This window comes from Marinobacter sediminum (assembly GCF_023657445.1).
GTDB classification, from domain to species: Bacteria; Pseudomonadota; Gammaproteobacteria; order Pseudomonadales; family Oleiphilaceae; genus Marinobacter; species Marinobacter sediminum_A.
In genome coordinates, this window is sequence record NZ_JAGTWY010000001.1 from 2,509,218 (window position 1) to 2,526,721 (window position 17,504).

At 57.3% G+C, this 17,504-nt stretch carries 18 protein-coding genes and 1 tRNA gene; 12 read left to right on the forward strand and 7 right to left on the reverse strand.

Annotated elements, in window-relative coordinates:
* Nucleotides 1-70 precede the first annotated feature (70 nt).
* From KFJ24_RS11945 to trmL, 4 genes are all read left to right on the forward strand, one after another.
* Complete coding sequence (locus KFJ24_RS11945; protein ID WP_250831318.1) at nucleotides 71-1,192, forward strand: multifunctional CCA tRNA nucleotidyl transferase/2'3'-cyclic phosphodiesterase/2'nucleotidase/phosphatase; 1,122 nt, start codon at nucleotides 71-73, stop codon at nucleotides 1,190-1,192.
* Between the two features lie 9 nt (nucleotides 1,193-1,201).
* Complete coding sequence (locus KFJ24_RS11950) at nucleotides 1,202-1,948, forward strand: pteridine reductase (RefSeq protein WP_250831319.1); 747 nt, start codon at nucleotides 1,202-1,204, stop codon at nucleotides 1,946-1,948.
* Between the two features lie 128 nt (nucleotides 1,949-2,076).
* A complete protein-coding gene (locus KFJ24_RS11955) occupies nucleotides 2,077-3,255 on the forward strand; it encodes an acetyl-CoA C-acetyltransferase (RefSeq protein WP_250831320.1) in 1,179 nt (392 codons plus the stop codon).
* A gap of 5 nt (nucleotides 3,256-3,260) precedes the next feature.
* Nucleotides 3,261-3,725 carry a tRNA (uridine(34)/cytosine(34)/5-carboxymethylaminomethyluridine(34)-2'-O)-methyltransferase TrmL gene (trmL, locus tag KFJ24_RS11960; protein WP_250831321.1) on the forward strand — a complete coding sequence of 155 codons (465 nt, stop codon included), beginning with the start codon at nucleotides 3,261-3,263 and terminating at the stop codon, nucleotides 3,723-3,725.
* Nucleotides 3,726-3,793: 68 nt separating this feature from the next.
* Here trmL and secB read toward each other — a convergent pair whose 3' ends face one another.
* Both secB and KFJ24_RS11970 read right to left on the reverse strand, forming a co-directional pair.
* A complete protein-coding gene (gene secB, locus KFJ24_RS11965; protein ID WP_250831322.1) occupies nucleotides 3,794-4,297 on the reverse strand; it encodes a protein-export chaperone SecB in 504 nt (167 codons plus the stop codon).
* A gap of 140 nt (nucleotides 4,298-4,437) precedes the next feature.
* Nucleotides 4,438-4,854, reverse strand: a complete 417-nt coding sequence (locus KFJ24_RS11970; RefSeq protein WP_250831323.1) for a rhodanese-like domain-containing protein — start codon at nucleotides 4,852-4,854, stop codon at nucleotides 4,438-4,440.
* Between the two features lie 142 nt (nucleotides 4,855-4,996).
* Here KFJ24_RS11970 and gpmM point away from each other — a divergent pair, with 142 nt between their 5' ends.
* From gpmM to KFJ24_RS11990, 4 genes are all read left to right on the forward strand, one after another.
* Entirely contained in the window at nucleotides 4,997-6,544 is a 1,548-nt protein-coding gene (gene gpmM / locus KFJ24_RS11975) for a 2,3-bisphosphoglycerate-independent phosphoglycerate mutase (RefSeq protein ID WP_250831324.1), read from the forward strand.
* A 17-nt stretch (nucleotides 6,545-6,561) separates the two neighbouring features.
* Entirely contained in the window at nucleotides 6,562-7,698 is a 1,137-nt protein-coding gene (locus KFJ24_RS11980) for a murein hydrolase activator EnvC family protein (protein ID WP_250831325.1), read from the forward strand.
* Nucleotides 7,699-7,794: 96 nt separating this feature from the next.
* Nucleotides 7,795-9,216 (forward strand): S41 family peptidase, encoded by a 1,422-nt coding sequence (locus KFJ24_RS11985; RefSeq protein ID WP_250831326.1) that lies wholly within the window; start codon nucleotides 7,795-7,797, stop codon nucleotides 9,214-9,216.
* Nucleotides 9,213-10,040 (forward strand): divergent polysaccharide deacetylase family protein, encoded by an 828-nt coding sequence (locus KFJ24_RS11990; RefSeq protein ID WP_250831327.1) that lies wholly within the window; start codon nucleotides 9,213-9,215, stop codon nucleotides 10,038-10,040. Before KFJ24_RS11985 ends, KFJ24_RS11990 begins: the two co-directional genes overlap by 4 nt.
* Here KFJ24_RS11990 and hisF read toward each other — a convergent pair.
* The 5 genes from hisF to KFJ24_RS12015 all read right to left on the reverse strand — a co-directional run bounded on the left by hisF (nucleotide 10,037) and on the right by KFJ24_RS12015 (nucleotide 13,439).
* Nucleotides 10,037-10,810, reverse strand: coding sequence for an imidazole glycerol phosphate synthase subunit HisF (gene hisF, locus KFJ24_RS11995; RefSeq protein WP_250831328.1), 774 nt, complete (start codon nucleotides 10,808-10,810; stop codon nucleotides 10,037-10,039). The genes KFJ24_RS11990 and hisF overlap by 4 nt on opposite strands.
* A 10-nt stretch (nucleotides 10,811-10,820) precedes the next feature.
* On the reverse strand, nucleotides 10,821-11,558 hold the full coding sequence (gene hisA, locus KFJ24_RS12000) for a 1-(5-phosphoribosyl)-5-[(5-phosphoribosylamino)methylideneamino]imidazole-4-carboxamide isomerase (protein WP_250831329.1): 738 nt from the start codon (nucleotides 11,556-11,558) through the stop codon (nucleotides 10,821-10,823).
* A gap of 38 nt (nucleotides 11,559-11,596) precedes the next feature.
* Nucleotides 11,597-12,235, reverse strand: a complete 639-nt coding sequence (gene hisH, locus KFJ24_RS12005; RefSeq protein WP_250831331.1) for an imidazole glycerol phosphate synthase subunit HisH — start codon at nucleotides 12,233-12,235, stop codon at nucleotides 11,597-11,599.
* A 31-nt stretch (nucleotides 12,236-12,266) separates the two neighbouring features.
* The gene (hisB, locus tag KFJ24_RS12010) at nucleotides 12,267-12,860 is read right to left on the reverse strand and encodes an imidazoleglycerol-phosphate dehydratase HisB (RefSeq protein ID WP_250831333.1); all 594 of its coding nucleotides are present in this window, start codon (nucleotides 12,858-12,860) and stop codon (nucleotides 12,267-12,269) included.
* 117 nt (nucleotides 12,861-12,977) lie between these two features.
* Nucleotides 12,978-13,439 (reverse strand): SRPBCC family protein, encoded by a 462-nt coding sequence (locus tag KFJ24_RS12015; RefSeq protein ID WP_250831334.1) that lies wholly within the window; start codon nucleotides 13,437-13,439, stop codon nucleotides 12,978-12,980.
* Nucleotides 13,440-13,626: 187 nt separating this feature from the next.
* On the opposite strand from KFJ24_RS12015, the gene KFJ24_RS12020 reads away from it, so the two are divergent.
* From KFJ24_RS12020 to KFJ24_RS12035, 4 genes are all read left to right on the forward strand, one after another.
* Nucleotides 13,627-15,801 (forward strand): AsmA family protein, encoded by a 2,175-nt coding sequence (locus KFJ24_RS12020; protein ID WP_250831335.1) that lies wholly within the window; start codon nucleotides 13,627-13,629, stop codon nucleotides 15,799-15,801.
* Complete coding sequence (mutY, locus tag KFJ24_RS12025) at nucleotides 15,801-16,865, forward strand: A/G-specific adenine glycosylase (protein WP_250831336.1); 1,065 nt, start codon at nucleotides 15,801-15,803, stop codon at nucleotides 16,863-16,865. The genes KFJ24_RS12020 and mutY overlap by 1 nt, the downstream gene beginning before the upstream one ends.
* Nucleotides 16,866-16,937: 72 nt before the next feature.
* Nucleotides 16,938-17,210 carry an oxidative damage protection protein gene (locus KFJ24_RS12030; protein ID WP_250831337.1) on the forward strand — a complete coding sequence of 91 codons (273 nt, stop codon included), beginning with the start codon at nucleotides 16,938-16,940 and terminating at the stop codon, nucleotides 17,208-17,210.
* 121 nt (nucleotides 17,211-17,331) lie between these two features.
* A tRNA-Phe gene (locus KFJ24_RS12035) sits at nucleotides 17,332-17,407 on the forward strand.
* The last annotated feature ends 97 nt before the right edge of the window (nucleotides 17,408-17,504 follow it).

Genomic DNA, 17,504 nt, shown 5'->3' on the forward strand with positions numbered 1-17,504 from the left:
CTGGTTTGCCTCGGCGTACCGGTAACCGGATAATTCCCGAAAACGACAGTCGAGAGGAATCAGCAACTTCATGCAAACCTATCTGGTCGGTGGCGCCGTACGCGATGAATTGCTCGGTCTGAATGTGAAGGACCGGGACTGGGTCGTGGTGGGCGCAACCCCCGACGACATGCTGAGACAGGGTTTCAAACAGGTAGGTGCGGACTTCCCGGTATTCCTTCACCCAAAAACCCGGGAGGAATACGCTCTGGCACGCACCGAGCGCAAGCAGGGCCACGGCTACCACGGTTTCAGCGTTTACAGTGCTCCCGACGTGACCCTGGAAGAGGACCTGAAACGCCGGGACCTGACCATCAACGCCATGGCCAAGTCCGAGCAGGGCGAGCTGATTGACCCGTTTAATGGCCAGCAGGATATTGAAGAGCGCCAACTGCGCCACGTCTCTGAAGCGTTTGCCGAAGACCCCCTGCGCATCCTCAGAACCGCCCGGTTTGCAGCCCGTTTTCAGCCCATGGGCTTTCAGGTCAGCGCAGAGACCATGACCCTGATGCGGGCCATGGTTACTGATGGAGAAGTAGACCATCTGGTCCCCGAGCGGGTCTGGCAGGAAATCCAGCGGGCGCTGCACGAAAAGGAACCCGGAACCTTTTTCGAGGTGCTCCGGGATTGCAGGGCCCTCAACGTTCTTGCGCCCGAGCTCGTCCCGGACGCCCCGTTTAGTTCAGCCCTGGCTGCCCTTCGCTGCAGCCACGATCGGGAAGGCTCGACAGCGGAACGTTTTGCCGCGTTGATGTCGCCGCTGCCGGAAGATACCTGCATCGAACGGGCGCAGGCGCTCAAGGCACCCAACGATTGTCAGAATCTGGCTCGCCTGACAGTGAAATTCATCCCGGCAATGAAAGACCCAGGAAACAGACAGCCGACTGCAGAGAACCTGCTATCCCTGTTCGACACAGCAGATCTCTGGCGTCGTCCCGAGCGGTTTTCCCTGCTGACCAGGGTATTGGCATGTTCACTGCCGGCAACGGCCGGCAATGCCATTATGCTCCTGGAGCGCGCCGCGGACGCAGCCGCCGGCGTTTCGCCGAAGGCTCTGATGGCGGATGGCTTCAAGGGGAAGGCGCTGGGCGAGGCAATCCGCAAGGAACGTTTAGAACGTATCGGGCAGGAACTGTCACACCAATCATCCTGAGGAAAGATCATGGCCGACACAACCCCCGTTGCTCTTGTCACCGGCTCTGCCCATCGCCTGGGCGCCCACACAGCCCAGGCACTTCATGGCCGTGGCTGGAAAGTGATCGTCCACTATCGTAGTCGCAAGCAACAGGCCGATGCATTGGTGGCGAGCCTGAATGCGACCCGGCCGGATTCGGCAACGGCCATTCAGGCAGACCTGAGCCAAATGGACGATGTCCGAAGACTCGGAGAGGACGCGGTCGGGCATTGGGGTAAACTGGACGGGCTGGTGAACAATGCCTCCGTTTTCTACCCGAACCCCACCCAGGACGCGACCCCGGAAGACTGGGACTCAGTGCTCCACACCAATTTAAGAGCACCTTTTTTCCTGCTTCAGGCATGCCTGCCAACACTGCGGAAAAACAATGGCTGTGTCGTCAACCTGATCGACATCTACAGCGAAAAACCGCTGGCCGACCATCCACTATACTGTGCCAGCAAGTCCGGACTGGCCGCGCTGACCCGGTCATGGGCAAAGGATCTGGCGCCGATCATACGTGTTAATGGCGTATCCCCGGGCGCCATTCTCTGGCCCGAGGGCGACGCCACAATGAATGAGAACCACCAGCAGACAATTCTTGAAAAGACTCCCCTGGCACGAACCGGTACTCCGGATGACATCGCCAAAACTATCGTCTTTCTCATGTGCGATGCGCCCTTCATAACTGGCCAGATTCTATCCGTGGATGGCGGCCGCAGCCTCAACATGTAGCCGCCCTCCGGACACGGCAGATTTAACCCTATCCGGGCCTCTTTCTTTCCGGATACAATATAACCAGTTTCCCGTCCTGCCGGCGTGGACCTGACACAATTCCCGCCCTTTCAAACCGGAGAAAACCCATGCGTGATGTCGTCATTGTTGCTGCCAAGCGTACCGCCATCGGAGCCTTTGGCGGAGGCCTTTCCAGCCTGCGCGCCGACCAGCTCGGCACCGCAGTTATCAAAGCCATTTTAGAGGAAACCGGCGTTGCCGGTGATCAGGTCAACGAAGTGGTACTCGGCCAGGTTCTGACGGCCGGCTCTGGCCAGAACCCCGCCCGCCAATCCGCTATCAATGCCGGTCTCCCGGCCTCCGTACCCGCCATGACCATCAACAAGGTGTGTGGTTCCGGCCTCAAGGCGGTTCATATGGCAGCACAGGCAATCCGCTGCGGCGACGCAGAACTTATGATTGCCGGCGGCCAGGAGAGCATGAGCCAGGCGCCTCACGTGCTGCCCAACAGCCGCAATGGTCAGCGAATGGGCAACTGGACCATGATCGACACCATGATCACCGACGGTTTGTGGGATGCCTTCAACGACTACCACATGGGCGTTACCGCCGAAAACATCGTCGAGAAATATGGCATCAGCCGGGAAGAGCAGGATGAATTCGCCGCCGCGTCCCAGCAAAAAGCGGTTGCTGCCAGTGAAGCGGGTTATTTCGATGGCCAGATCGTGCCCGTATCCATTCCCCAGCGGAAGGGTGACCCGATCGTCGTCAATAAGGATGAAGGTCCCCGCGCTGGCGTGACCGGCGAAGGCCTTGGCAAGTTACGGCCGGCGTTCAAGAAGGATGGAACGGTCACCGCAGGCAACGCGTCTTCGCTGAATGATGGCGCCGCGGCCGTCATGGTGTGCAGTGCTGAGAAAGCCAAAGAACTTGGCCTGACTCCGCTCGCCACCATAAAGGCTCATGCCAATGCCGGCGTTGATCCCTCCATCATGGGCACCGGCCCGATTCCCGCCAGTCAGCGCTGCCTCAAACTGGCGGGCTGGAGCGTGGATGATCTGGACCTGGTCGAAGCGAACGAGGCCTTTGCCGCCCAGGCCATCTCCGTAAACCGCGACCTTGGCTGGGATACCAGCAAGGTCAATGTCAACGGCGGCGCCATCGCCCTGGGCCATCCCATCGGTGCGTCCGGCTGCCGAATTCTGGTTTCCCTGCTGCACGAAATGGTTCGCCGTGATGCCCATAAAGGCCTGGCGACGCTGTGCATTGGTGGCGGCATGGGTGTTGCGCTGGCCGTTGAACGCTAAGCTCCATGCTGAATGTGGTGCTGTATGAGCCGGAGATACCGCCGAATACCGGTAATATTATCCGGCTCTGTGCCAATACCGGCTGCCTGCTGCATCTGATTAAACCCCTGGGATTCACCCTGGAGGACAAGCAGATGCGGCGCGCAGGACTCGATTACAGTGAATACGCCAGTATCAGGGTCCACGAGAACTACCAGGCTTTCCTGGCGAGTGAACAACCGCAGCGACTGTTTGGACTCACCACCAAGGGTAGCCATCACTATCACGAGGTGCGTTACCAGGAAGGTGACTACCTCATGTTTGGCCCCGAAACCCGGGGGCTGCCCGTTTCCGTCAGGGAATCCCTGCACCCCGATCGATGCCTGCGGGTGCCGATGCGCCCGGAAAGCCGGAGCCTGAACCTGTCCAACACCGCTGCGCTGGTGGTATATGAAGCATGGCGACAACTGGAGTTCGCCGGCGCTACCTGAACAGCCCTTCGTACTTGCACAAAAAAACCGGCATAAGCCGGTTTTTTTGTGCAGGACGCAAGCCCGGATTAATGGGTTTGCTGCTCTTCCTTGGCGTCGCCATTCGCTTCTTCCTGCTTGCGCTTCAATGCCTGGGCATAAATGGCATCGAAATTAACCGGCGCGAGCATGAGCGCGGGGAAGCTGCCCTTACCGACGACGCCGTCAATGGCTTCGCGAGCGTAAGGGAAGAGGATCGTCGGGCAGTATGCACCCAGCATCTGACCAAGCTGTGCACCTTCGATACCTTGCACCAGGAAAACGCCAGCCTGCTGAATCTCAACGATGTAGGCAACTTTCTCACCGACTTTTGCGGTGATCGTCAGAGACAGAACCACTTCGTATTGATTATCGCTTACCTTATTGTGCGAAGTATTCAGGTCCATATTAACCTGCGGCTTCCACTGCTCCTGAAATACCGCCGGAGAATTGGGCGACTCAAAAGACAGGTCCTTCACGTAAATGCGCTGAAGGGCAAACTGGGGTTGGTTCTCGTTTTCGGTGCCTGCTGCGGCTTGCTGATTCTCAGCCATTTTCAGTCCTTTCGTTCTCGATCGTGGGCTCAGGCCCGTTGTTATCAGGTGTGCTGCCGGAACAGTCTGCTGCGCGGCAGCGCCAGCTTATGTGAAACAGTGCGGCAGATTGCGCTCCAGATCAAGAGCCAACTCCGGCCCTACTTTTTGACCAGTGGCAGATTGCTCGCTTTCCAGTCGCTGATGCCGCCATTAAGACGCACAACGTTACTGAACCCTTCGGCACTGAGCTGCTTCACCGCCATCGCAGAATGCTGCCCCATTTTGTCGGCAACGATAATCTGCTTTTCCTTGAACTTGTTCAGTTCGGAAACGCGGCTCTTCAGACTGTTCAGGGGAATATTGACAGAACCGGTGATACGGCCCTCGCCAAATTCCTTCCGATCCCGGATATCCACCACCACTGCTTCATCCTTGTTGATCAGATTGACTGCACCCTGGGCCGAAATCTTGGCACCGCCTCGACGGGACTCAAGAAACAGAATAGCCAGCAAAAACGCCACAAACAGCGACACAAGAATGTAGTGGTTAACAACAAATTCGAACAAGCGGTCCATGAAAGTACCCTGGAAAATAATTTGGCTGGATTATACACACACGGGAGCGGTCACAGAAGGCGGCCAACGTGGCTTGTGCGAATCAAAACGGTTAGAATCGGCGCTCCCGTTTATTAACTTTTCCAACAAACCGGATGAAGTGATGACTGCGACGCGCAAGCCGACTGCACTGATTATCCTAGACGGCTGGGGCTATCGTGACCCGGCTGACGACAACGCCATCAGCAATGCCAGCACTCCGTTCTGGGACAAACTCTGGCAAAACCAGCCAAAGACCCTGATCAATACCTCGGGCATGTTTGTCGGCCTGCCCCAAGGCCAGATGGGCAACTCCGAAGTCGGTCACATGAATCTGGGCGCTGGCCGGGTGGTTTATCAGAGCCTGACCCGCATCGACAAAGATGTTGAAACCGGCGGCTTCCAGAAAAACGAAGTGCTTTGCTCGGCTATCGACAAGGCTGTGAGCAACGGCCGTGCCGTTCACCTCATGGGCCTGCTCTCTCCGGGCGGCGTCCACAGCCACGAAGATCACATTCTGGCGGCTGCTGAACTGGCCGCGGCCCGTGGCGCAAAGGAAGTGTACATTCACGCTTTCCTGGATGGCCGGGACATGCCACCGCGTAGCGCCAAACCATCGCTGGAAAAGGCCGCCGCCAAACTCAAGAGCCTCGGTGTCGGGCGAGTAGCGTCCATTGTTGGCCGTTATTACGCCATGGACCGGGACAATCGCTGGGATCGGGTTGAAGCAGCCTACAACCTGATGACCCAGGGTACTGCGGACCTTACCGCGGCCGACCCCGTTAACGGGCTGGAGCAGGCTTACGAGCGCGGAGAAAACGACGAGTTCGTCAAACCGACCCGCATTCACGCTGCCGGCGAAGCGGCAGGAACCATTAACGATGGTGACGCCGTGCTGTTCATGAACTTTCGCGCCGACCGTGCCCGTGAGATGACACGCACGTTTGTGGATAAGGACTTTGACGGCTTTGATCGCCGCAAGCATCCGAAACTGGCCGACTTTGTCATGCTGACGGAGTACGCCGCGGACATCAAAACCTCCTGCGCTTACCCGCCTGAGCAACTGAGCAACGGCCTCGGTGAATACATGGCGAAAGAGGGCAAAACCCAGCTGCGCATATCGGAAACCGAGAAGTACGCGCACGTCACTTTCTTCTTCAATGGTGGCCTGGAAACACCGTTCGAAGGTGAAGATCGCATCCTGGTGCCATCTCCCAAAGTGGCCACCTACGATCTGCAACCGGAAATGAGCGCACCGGAAGTCACCGACAAGCTGGTTGAAGCCATCAAGAGCGGCAAATACGACCTGATTGTGTGCAACTATGCCAACGGCGATATGGTAGGCCACACCGGTAAACTGGACGCCGCCATCAAGGCCGCCGAATGCCTCGACCACTGTGTTCAGCGTGTAGTGGAGGCACTGGATGAAGTGGGTGGTGAAGCCTTGATTACCGCAGATCACGGCAACTGCGAGCAGATGACCGACCCCGACTCCGGCCAGGTACACACCGCCCATACCATTGGTCCGGTCCCTCTGGTTTATACCGGACACCGCAACGTCTCCCTTCTGGATGATGGCAGCCTGAGCGATGTAGCACCGTCCCTGCTGGCGTTGATGGGCCTGGAACAGCCCCAGGAGATGACCGGCCACAGCCTGGTCAAAACCGGTTGACTGCAAGGCCCGTAGCATTGTTTAAGCTTCTACCGGCTCTGGCGTTCGCGCTGTTTGCAGGCGCAACGCCGGCAGTCGCGCAGGAAGAAGTAACCCCGGCCCAGATCGAAGACCTCAAGGACCGCATTGAGGACATCGACGAGTGGCTGGCGGACGCTGAAGAAGACCGTTCCGCACTGGAACGGCAGCTTGCTGCGACCGAGCGCAAGATCGGGAGATTGACCCGTGAGCGCCGCTCCCTGCGTGAGAATGCCAGGGAACAGCAGCAACGCCTTGGCCAGTTGGAACAGGAAGCACAAGAGCTCACCCGCACCCTGGACCGTCAACGAGAGAGCCTGAAACGGCAGATCCGCGCGGCCTGGATGGAAGGTGATGCCCCTGCCGTGAAAGTCCTGCTGAACGAGATTGATCCGGACAAGGTCGCCCGGACCATGACCTATTACGAATACCTCAGCCGGGACACTGTTGAACGTCTCGAAGCCTTTCGCAAAAGCTTGCAGGAACTGAAGAAAACCCGCGCCGACGTCGAGGCGACGCGAGTAGAGCTGGCACGGACTGAAGCCGATGTTGCCAAACGACAAGAACAGCTAGCGGGCTCCCGAAAGGAACGCCAACAGACCCTCGCGGCCCTGAACTCCGATATACGTACCAGGCGCAGCGAACGGGAGGATCTTGAGTCCGACCGCAAGCGGCTTGAGAAGCTTCTGGAAGAAGTCCAACAGGCCATTGCCCGTATTCCATCACCCAACGAGTCACAACCATTCCGCTCACTTCGGGACAAACTCCCCTGGCCCCTGCGCGGCAAGGTTCTGAGCGGGTTCGGTGATCAGTATGCGGACGGCAAGCTACGTCGTAATGGTCTGCTTATCAGCACGGACGAAGAGGCTGAGGTCAAGGCAATACACTACGGGCGGGTCGTGTTTGCCAACTGGCTCAGGGGCTTTGGCCTGATCACCATTATTGATCACGGCGATGGCTACATGACACTCTACGGCCACAGCAGCAGCCTGTTCACAAGCCCGGGAGACTGGGTCGCTGCAGGTGAATCCATTGCCCTGGCCGGCAGGACCGGCGGCACGGACAAGCCCGCGCTGTATTTCGAAGTGCGCCACAATGGCAAGCCGGACAACCCCAAACGCTGGCTGGCGAACTGAACGCCCCGTTAGGGCTGACAAACGTCCGCGCTAACGCCATACTGTCTGGGATCAGGGAACCCAGTCCAACTATCGGAATAAAAACGGGATATGTGAATGAAACGGGTAAGAAGTACACTCCAGGCCTTTCCTTTGCGCTCCATCGCTCTCGCTACCTGTTTTGCCATTTCCCCCGGACTCGCCTTTGCCCAGGATAACGAGCCCGACGACCAGCAGCTCCTGGAGGGAATACAAAACGGTGAACGGGTGGAAATCAAACTCCCGGACCCGGAACAACAGCTGCCCCTGGACGACCTGCGCAAGTTCACTGAAGTCTTCAGCCGCATCAAGGATGCCTATGTTGAAGAGGTAGACGACCGTGAGCTTCTTGAAAGCGCCATCAAGGGCATGCTCTCTGATCTCGACCCACACTCCACCTATCTCGCGCCGAAGGATTACGAGGAGCTGGAGGAGAGCACCTCCGGTGAATTCGGAGGCCTTGGCATCGAGGTTGGTATGGAAAACGGTTTCGTGAAGGTCATCGCTCCGATTGATGACACCCCGGCCCAGAAGGCCGGAGTCCAGGCAGGAGACCTGATCATCAAGCTCGATGAAAAACCGGTAAAAGGAATGGGCCTTGAGGAAGCCGTTAAACTCATGCGTGGCAAACCAGGCTCCATCCTGACGCTGACCATTATGCGAGAAGGGGAAAGCGCCCCTATGGAAATCAAGGTCGAGCGGGACATCATCAAAGTCACCAGTGTTAAATCACGGATGATCGACAACGGCTACGGCTATGTTCGCATCACGCAATTTCAGGCCGACACCGGTGACCAGTTCCTGAAAGCGCTCAACACTCTTGAAGAGAAGCGTGGCAGCGATCTTGACGGCCTTATTATTGACCTGAGAAACAACCCGGGCGGCGTTCTGCAGGCCGCTGTTGCAACTGCAGATGCGCTGCTGAATGAAGGCCTGATTGTTTATACCGAAGGCCGGATCCAGAGTTCACGACTGCGTTTCAGCGCCAAGTCCGGTGATGTAATGGAAGGAACACCTATCGTGGTGCTGATCAACGGCGGCTCCGCCTCCGCATCGGAAATCCTCGCGGGCGCGCTTCAGGATCAGGAGCGGGCAGTCATTATGGGCACCCAGTCCTTCGGCAAGGGCAGCGTTCAGACAGTGATCCCACTGGATGAGACCCATGCCATCAAAATGACGACTGCTCGCTACTACACGCCAAACGGGCGCTCCATCCAGGCAACCGGTATCAAACCGGACATTCTGGTACGCCCGGCCGAACTGACAGAGCTGGATAGTCAGCCATTCTTCACTGAAGCAGACCTCAGTGGTCATCTTGAGGGCCAGAATGAAGATAAGAAGCCGGCGCAGGACGACGTAGAAAGCGAAGCGAAGGCCGCTTCCCTGGCCAGCCGTGATTACCAGTTACGCTCTGCACTTAACCTGCTGAAGGGCCTGCATATCCTCAGCGGCAAAGACCGGGCGGATACCGGTAACACGGGACAGGGAACCGCACAGTGAGACTGTTTCCACTCCTGGCTTTCCTGGCGGCGACAGCTGTCGCCGCCTCGGCAGCGGCTGAGCCGGCCCAGGATTCTGAAAAGACCTCCCTGCCCCCGACCATTGCCATCATCATTGATGACATGGGACACAATTTCGAAGAAGGCGAGCGGCTGGCCAACATGGACCAGCCCCTGACCCTGGCATTCCTGCCGTACCGCCCCTACACCGTGCCTCTGGCGCAGTTGGCATGGCGCCAGCACAAGGAAATCATGCTACACGCGCCCATGGCGAATACCCGCAATTTCGGCCTTGGTCCGGGTGGGCTGACGCCAGACATGGATGAACAGAGCATGGCCACCACCCTGCGCCGGGCACTTCAGGCCATCCCTCACGTGCGGGGGGTCAACAATCACATGGGCAGCCTGCTGACCCAGCAGCTCCAGCCAATGGACTGGGTAATGAAGGAGCTTAACCGTTACCCGGTTTACTTCGTGGACAGCCGGACTATCGCTTCCTCCATCGCCAGCGACGTTGCTACCGCCTATCAGATTCCCAACCTGTCCCGCGATGTGTTCCTGGACCACCAACAGACCCAAGAGTATGTCGATAAGCAGTTCAAATTACTGATTCAGCGCGCGAAAGAAAATGGCAGTGCTGTGGCTATCGGACATCCGCACAAGGTAACTGTGGACTACCTGGAAAAGCACCTGCCCCTGCTGGACGAACAAGGTATAGCGATAGCTACTGTCAGCGGGCTATGGGCAATGCGTAACAGCAATCATGAAATGTTTGCAGAAGGGGAAAAGCAGGCCATACGACCTGCCATTGCACAGAAACCTTAATCCCGGACTTCGATACCCTGGGCTTTCATGAAAGCCTTGGCTTCCGGAATCGAGTGCTGCCCAAAGTGAAAGATCGAAGCGGCTAGCACGGCATCGGCACCACCCTCGGTAACACCATCGGCCAGGTGCTGAAGCTCGCCCACACCGCCTGACGCAATCACCGGCACGATGACCGCATCGCTGATGGCCCGGGTCAGCCCCAGATCGAACCCGACCTTGGTGCCATCCCGATCCATACTGGTAAGCAGCAGCTCGCCAGCACCCATTTCCACCATCTTGCGGGCCCACTCGACGGCATCCAGACCGGTCGGTTTGCGACCACCATGGGTAAAGATTTCCCAGCGAGGCTCATCATCCGGGGAGCTCACCTGCTTGGCATCAATGGCAACCACAATACACTGACTGCCGAAGCGCTCGGCGGCTTCCCGCACAAACTCCGGATTGAATACAGCCGCGGTATTGATCGAGACCTTGTCCGCGCCTGCATTCAAAAGTTTGCGGATATCATCCACGGTGCGCACACCGCCACCTACGGTGAGCGGGATAAACACTTCCGCGGCCATCCGCTCCACCGTTTCATAGGTGGTATCCCGGCTCTCGTGGCTCGCAGTGATATCCAGAAAGGTGATCTCATCAGCGCCCTGCTCGTTATAGCGACGGGCAACCTCCACCGGATCTCCGGCATCGCGGATATCGACGAAATTAACCCCTTTCACCACGCGGCCTTTGTCCACGTCCAGGCAGGGGATGATACGTTTGGCCAGACCCATGATTGCTCCCTTACGCCTTCAGGCTGTCGCAGAAGGCCTGAGCCTCGGCCACATCCAGCGTGCCTTCGTAGATCGCACGGCCGGTAATAGCCCCAAGAATACCTTTATCCGCCACGGTTGCGAGACGCTTAAGGTCATCCATGTTGGTGACACCGCCAGAGGCGATCACCGGGATACCACCTTCTTGCGCCAGCGCAGCGGTCGCTTCAACGTTCACGCCCTGCATCATGCCGTCGCGGCTGATGTCGGTGTAAACAATCGCGTCAACGCCATCATCGGCGAACCGCTTGGCCAGATCCGTCGCCATGACTTCGGAGACTTCCGCCCAGCCGTCAGTCGCAACGCGGCCGTCTTTTGCGTCCAGACCAACAATAATGTGACCGGGGAATCGCTTACACATGTCTGTGACAAATTCGGGCTCTTTAACGGCCTTGGTTCCAATAATGACCCACTGGACCCCTGCCTTCAGATAGGCCTCGATGGTTTCAGCCGAACGAATACCACCACCAATCTGAATCGGTAGATCCGGATACTTGCGGGCAATCGCCTGAACAATCTCGCCATTGACCGGCTCACCGGCAAAGGCACCGTTCAGATCCACCAGGTGAAGCCGGCGGGCACCGGCTTCAACCCAGCGGGTGGCCATGTCGACGGGATCGTCTCCGAACACAGTGGAGTCGTCCATCCGGCCCTGGCGCAGACGTACACATTTGCCGTCTTTAAGATCAATGGCAGGAATAATCAGCATAAAGCAATGTCCGTGTTGTTCGTTCAGATGCCCCGGCGTTACTTGCCGGACCAGTCAACAAAGTTTTTCAGAAGCTGCAGGCCGGCCCGGGCACTTTTCTCCGGGTGGAACTGCACCGCAAAGATGTTGTCACGGGCAACGGCAGCGGCCAGATCTACGCCATAGTGGCTGCGCCCGGCAATCTCCGCATTGCCCTCGGCTTCTGCGTAGTAGCTGTGCACGAAGTAAAAGCGGTCGCCATCGGGGATGTTGTGCCACATCGGATGATCAACGGTCTGATACACCTCGTTCCAGCCCATATGCGGCACTTTAAGGCGCTCACCGTTCTCCACCAGGCTATCGCCGAAGAAGCGAACCTGGGACGGGAACAGGTTGATACAGTCGACGCCACCGTTTTCCTCGCTGCGGGACATCAATGCCTGCATCCCCACGCAAATGCCCAGAAACGGACGATCCCGGGAGACTTCACGAACCAGGGAGTCTACCCCGAGGCGATGGATCTCGTGCATGCAGTCCCGGATGGCACCGACGCCGGGCAGGATCACATGATCCGCCTCGCGTATCTGATCGGCGTTATCGGTAACCAGCACCCTGACATCCGGCGCAACATGCTCAACGGCCTTGCGGGCGGAATGCAGGTTGCCCATACCGTAGTCGATAATGGCAACGGTCTTCATAGTGAAATGCGGTGTCCTGTTCGGTGACGGATTACAGAGAGCCTTTGGTGGAAGGCATGATGCCTGCCATACGCTCATCCATCTCGATAGCCATGCGCAACGCGCGACCAAACGCCTTGAAGACGGTCTCGATCTGATGGTGGGTATTTTTGCCCTTCAGGTTGTCGATGTGCAGGGTCACCAACGCGTGGTTTACGAACCCGTGGAAGAACTCCTCGAACAGATCCACGTCGAATCCGCCGACAGAGCCTCGGGTATAGGGCACATCCATCATCAGGCCAGGGCGGCCAGACAGGTCCATAACTACGCGGGAAAGCGCTTCGTCCAGCGGAACATAGGCATGGCCATAACGACGGATGCCTTTCTTGTCCCCTACAGCCTGCGCGAATGCCTGCCCCAGTGTAATACCGATGTCTTCCACGGTGTGGTGGTCATCGATATGCAGATCGCCCTTGGCAACAACAGTCAGATCCACCAGCCCGTGGCGGGCAATCTGATCCATCATGTGATCAAGGAAGTGTACGCCGGTATCAAAACTGGACTGACCGGTGCCATCGAGATTGATCTCAACGGTGATCTGGGTTTCAAGGGTATTTCTTTCTACCCGAGCCTTACGTTCGGCCATGGGGACTCCGTAGCAATTAGGCGGCAAAATGCCGGAAAAATTCTATTTGCGGATTATACCTTTTCTGTCCGCCGGAGTCCCACAACCGGTTTAATCGTCCCGATAGTGAGCAGGACCTCAGAACGCTTTCTTCAGGTTGTTCATGTAGGTATCAACGAGGCTGTTGAACTCGTGTTTGATAACCGGGCTAATGGCCAGCTTCAGCAGACTTGGCAGCGGCACAGTCAGCTCTGCGCTTGTCCGGAACTTAACAGCCGTGGTGTTCTCACCTTTGGAAGTAATGACCCAGGAACCACTGACAACGCCGTTGCCTTCACCCTTTACCGGCTCCCAGGTGATCTTGCCCGCGTCTTTATCCGAATAATACTTGCAGGCGTAGATGGACTGGATGGCATGCTTATCCACACCCACTTTCTCCATCTCCCAGCGGAAGACGTTGTCTCCCAGATCAGTCAGTTTATGCACCTTCGGGAAATGACTGGCAGAACGCGGCACATCCGCCAACAACTCGAAAACTTCATCGTAGCCACCCGGAATCTCAAGGTCGCGGTTGAGTTCAATCGAAACGGTAATAGCCACAGCCAACTCCTTATTATGTTTATATGCGTTAATGTAGTCGGAAAAATATGTGCCTGCATTCTGCCCAACACTACGGCATTGTCATAGTCCTGCGCTGTTAATTTGTTAACCCTGCGTTATCCTTTCACTACTAGCGCCCGAATTCGCCCCGAATCCTGAAAGCTCGCCAGAAAAGGAAGACTGAACCATGAAAGCTGTTCGTTACGTGCTGATCGCCATTGTTGCTCTGATCATACTGGCAGTGGTGGCCGTCGCCATCGCCATGGCGGTGATCAACCCCAACGACTACAAGCCGCAGATTGAACAGGCGGTTGAAAAACAGACCAACCTCGATCTTGTTCTGGAAGGGGATATTGGCTGGTCCTTCATTCCTCTTGGCCTTGAGCTCAACAACGTGGAAGCCAACCTTGAGGGAAGCCGCTTCGTTGCTCTGGAACAGCTCGTGGCGCAGGTCGATTTCTGGTCGCTGATAGCCATGTCACCAAAGGTGGACACCTTTGTTCTGAGCGGACTGGATGCACGCCTGGAAGTGAACGAACAGGGCGAAGGCAACTGGACACGAATCATGCCCGAGCCCACCGGAAAAGCTGAACAACCAGCGACGGAAACAGGGGAAAAGCCAGCTGCCGAAACCGCTGATACGGGGACTGGCGGGGAGCCACTGAACTTCAATGTGCAGAATGTTCAGATTACTAATGCACAGGTGCACTATACCGACAAGAGCACCGGCCAGGCCGTCACCCTTGAAAACTTTGGTGTCAACGCCAGCGATATCACGCTCGGCTCCGAGTTCCCGCTCGATATCAGCTTTCGGGTAGAAACCACCAAACCGGCCTTTGAAGTGGACGGTAGTATCAGTGCCCGCCTGGCTGCCAATGAGGCCCTTAATGACTTTGCCGTATCCGGTCTGAAGGCCGTCTTCGACATGAGCGGCGAGCCGTTCGGCGGCAAATCCGTAACCGCAGAACTGGGCGGTTCCGCCAAGGCGAACCTGGAAACCGAAACGGCCACTCTCAGCGGCTTTACCGCCAGCCTGGCGAACCTTTCACTCGCCACCGACCTGAGTGTCAAAGGCTTCGGCGAAAAGCCGGCAATCAGCGGCAAGGTCAACATCAACGAATTCTCACTGAAGAAACTGCTCAGCAACCTCGGGCAACCTGCGATTGAAACCAGTGACCCCGACGCCCTGAGCGCCCTCGCCTTCTCTACCAACATCGGTGGCCCGGCAGGCAAACTTGAGCTTGGCGACCTGACACTCAAGCTGGATGACACCACGTTCAACGGCTCAGGAAGCTACACCCTCGCCAACAGCGGCATCGTATTTAACCTGCAGGGTGACAAGCTCAACGCCGACCATTACCTGCCGCCCGAGGCAGAAGGCGCAGAGGCCGAGAGCGCTCCGGCGGGAGAAGCGAGCACGGCGCAGGCAACTCCGGAAAGCGACCTGCTGCCACTGGAAACCCTGCGCACCCTGTTGCTTGATGTTAAATTCGGCCTCGGCGAGCTGATCGTCAGCAACCTGACCATCAACGAAATCAAGGCCAGCACCACCGCCAAGAACGGTCTGCTCAAAGTGGATGAGTTCAGCGGAAATCTCTACGAGGGCAGCTTTGGCGCCAACGTAACGATCGATGCGCGCACGGATAACCCGAAGTGGACCGTCGGATCAAACGTCACTAACGTTCAGACTCTGCCACTGCTGACCGACCTGGCAGAAGTCGATATGCTCTCCGGTGGCGCCAACCTGAAAGTGAACGCCACCACCACGGGCAACCGCATGTCTGCGCTGCGCAAAAGTGCCGATGGCCAGATCAGCTTTAACCTGGCCGAAGGTCAGTTCCGCAAAATGAACCTGACCCGTATGGCCTGCCAGGGTATTGCGATGGTTAACCAGGAAAGCCTGTCCACCAACGACTGGGGCACGTCCACACCGTTCAACGACATGCGCGGCACGCTCAATATCAACGGAAACATGCTGAACAATAAAGACCTTGTAGCCTCACTCGCCGGCATGAAACTCGAAGGCGACGGCAGTGTCGACCTGGAGCAGTCCTTGCTCGACTATGAGGTGGGCCTGCGCATTGTTGGTGAGATCCACCGTGATGAGGCCTGCCGGGTTACCGAGTATGTCCAGGATGTGGTCATCCCGGTGGAGTGCAAAGGCAACTTCTCCGAAGATCCGGCGGGGCTGTGCTCGTTTGACGGTTCACGCTTCCGCGACACACTGAAAACGATTGCCGCTAACGCAGCAAAGGCCAAGGCCAGGAAAGAGGTAGATAAAGCCAAAACCGAGGCAGAAGAAAAAGTAAAAGAGAAAATCGGCGAAGAGCTTGGCGACAAACTCAAAGGCCTGTTCAACTAATGGCAGACAGCTTCGCCAACAAACTGCTGAACTGGTATGACAAACACGGCAGGCATGACCTGCCGTGGCATCACAACCAGAATGCCTATCGGGTCTGGGTCTCTGAAATCATGCTTCAGCAGACCCAGGTCACCACGGTGATCCCTTACTTCAATGCCTTCATGGAACGTTTTCCGGACGTAGACGCCCTGGCCGAGGCACCGGTAGATGATGTGCTTAGTCACTGGTCCGGCCTGGGGTACTACGCCCGTGCGCGAAACCTGCAAAAAGCCGCTAAAACCGTTGTTGAAGACTTTGGCGGCAACTTCCCTGAAACACAGGAAGAGCTGGAAACACTGACAGGGATTGGCCGCTCCACGGCTGCCGCCATCATCGCTCAGGCATTCGGCAAACGGGCCGCCATCCTCGACGGCAACGTCAAACGGGTGCTCGCGCGCTACCATGCCGTTCCCGGCTGGCCCGGACAAACCGCGGTTCTGAACACGCTCTGGCAACATGCAGAAGAGTACACCCCGGATTCGCGGGTAAGAGACTACACCCAGGCCATCATGGACCTGGGAGCCATGGTCTGTACCCGCAGCCGCCCGGCCTGCAATGACTGCCCTCTGCAGCAAGGCTGCATCGCGTATGCCAGAGGTGAAGCAAGCCAGTATCCCGGCTCCAGGCCTAGAAAGGCCAAGCCTGAGAAAACCACCTGGATGATAATCCTGGAAGATAACGAAGGACGCATCCTTCTGGAACGTCGCCCTCCCAGCGGCATCTGGGGAGGCTTGTGGAGCCTGCCGGAGCTCGACCCCGCCTATGGTTCGGATGAGCTACAGGATGCATGTGAACAGCAACTGCGCCTGAGCTGTGGCGAACCCGAACTGATCAGCGGCTTTCGCCATACCTTCAGCCACTATCATCTGCACATACAACCCGCGAGACTCAGTGTCACCCGCCGGGATGGCATCGCTGAGGATGACCGGCTTCGCTGGCTGCACCGGGACGAAGCCCTGGCCCTGGGCCTGCCAGCCCCGATTCGTACCCTGCTGACAGAACCCGAACAGACGACCCTTCTCTGATACGGCCAGGCGTGCTCGCTACGCCCTATCTGTTATCATGCCGACAGACGCAATATTCCGACAGGAGCAACCATGAGCCGAACCGTATTCTGCCGCAAATACCAGAAGGAACTCGACGCACTCGACTTCCCTCCCATGCCCGGCAAGAAAGGTCAGGAGCTGTTAGAGACGATTTCCAAACAGGCGTGGGAAGAATGGCAGTCGCAGCAGACCATGCTGATCAACGAAAAGCATCTGAGCCTGATGGACCCGAATACCCGCAAATACCTGCAGGCGCAGATGGAACGTTTCTTCAGCAACGAGCCCTTCGACAAGGCCGAAGGCTATGTGCCTCCGGAGCAATAACACCGGATTGATCAAACGCTGAGCAACCCTGAAAAGATTCAGAATTTTTTACCCCTCAGCCTTGACTCAAAACATCGAAACCGGTTTAATAGCGCCCCGTTGCACAGCAGTAGCGCAACACGCCCGGATAGCTCAGTTGGTAGAGCAACGGATTGAAAATCCGTGTGTCGGTGGTTCGATTCCGCCTCCGGGCACCAAGTATTCAACAACAAAGCCCGCCTTGTGCGGGCTTTGTTGTTTCTGGCCGATGCCTTTGCGACGTCACCGTCGCGCCCATCTTTTTTGATCAATCCT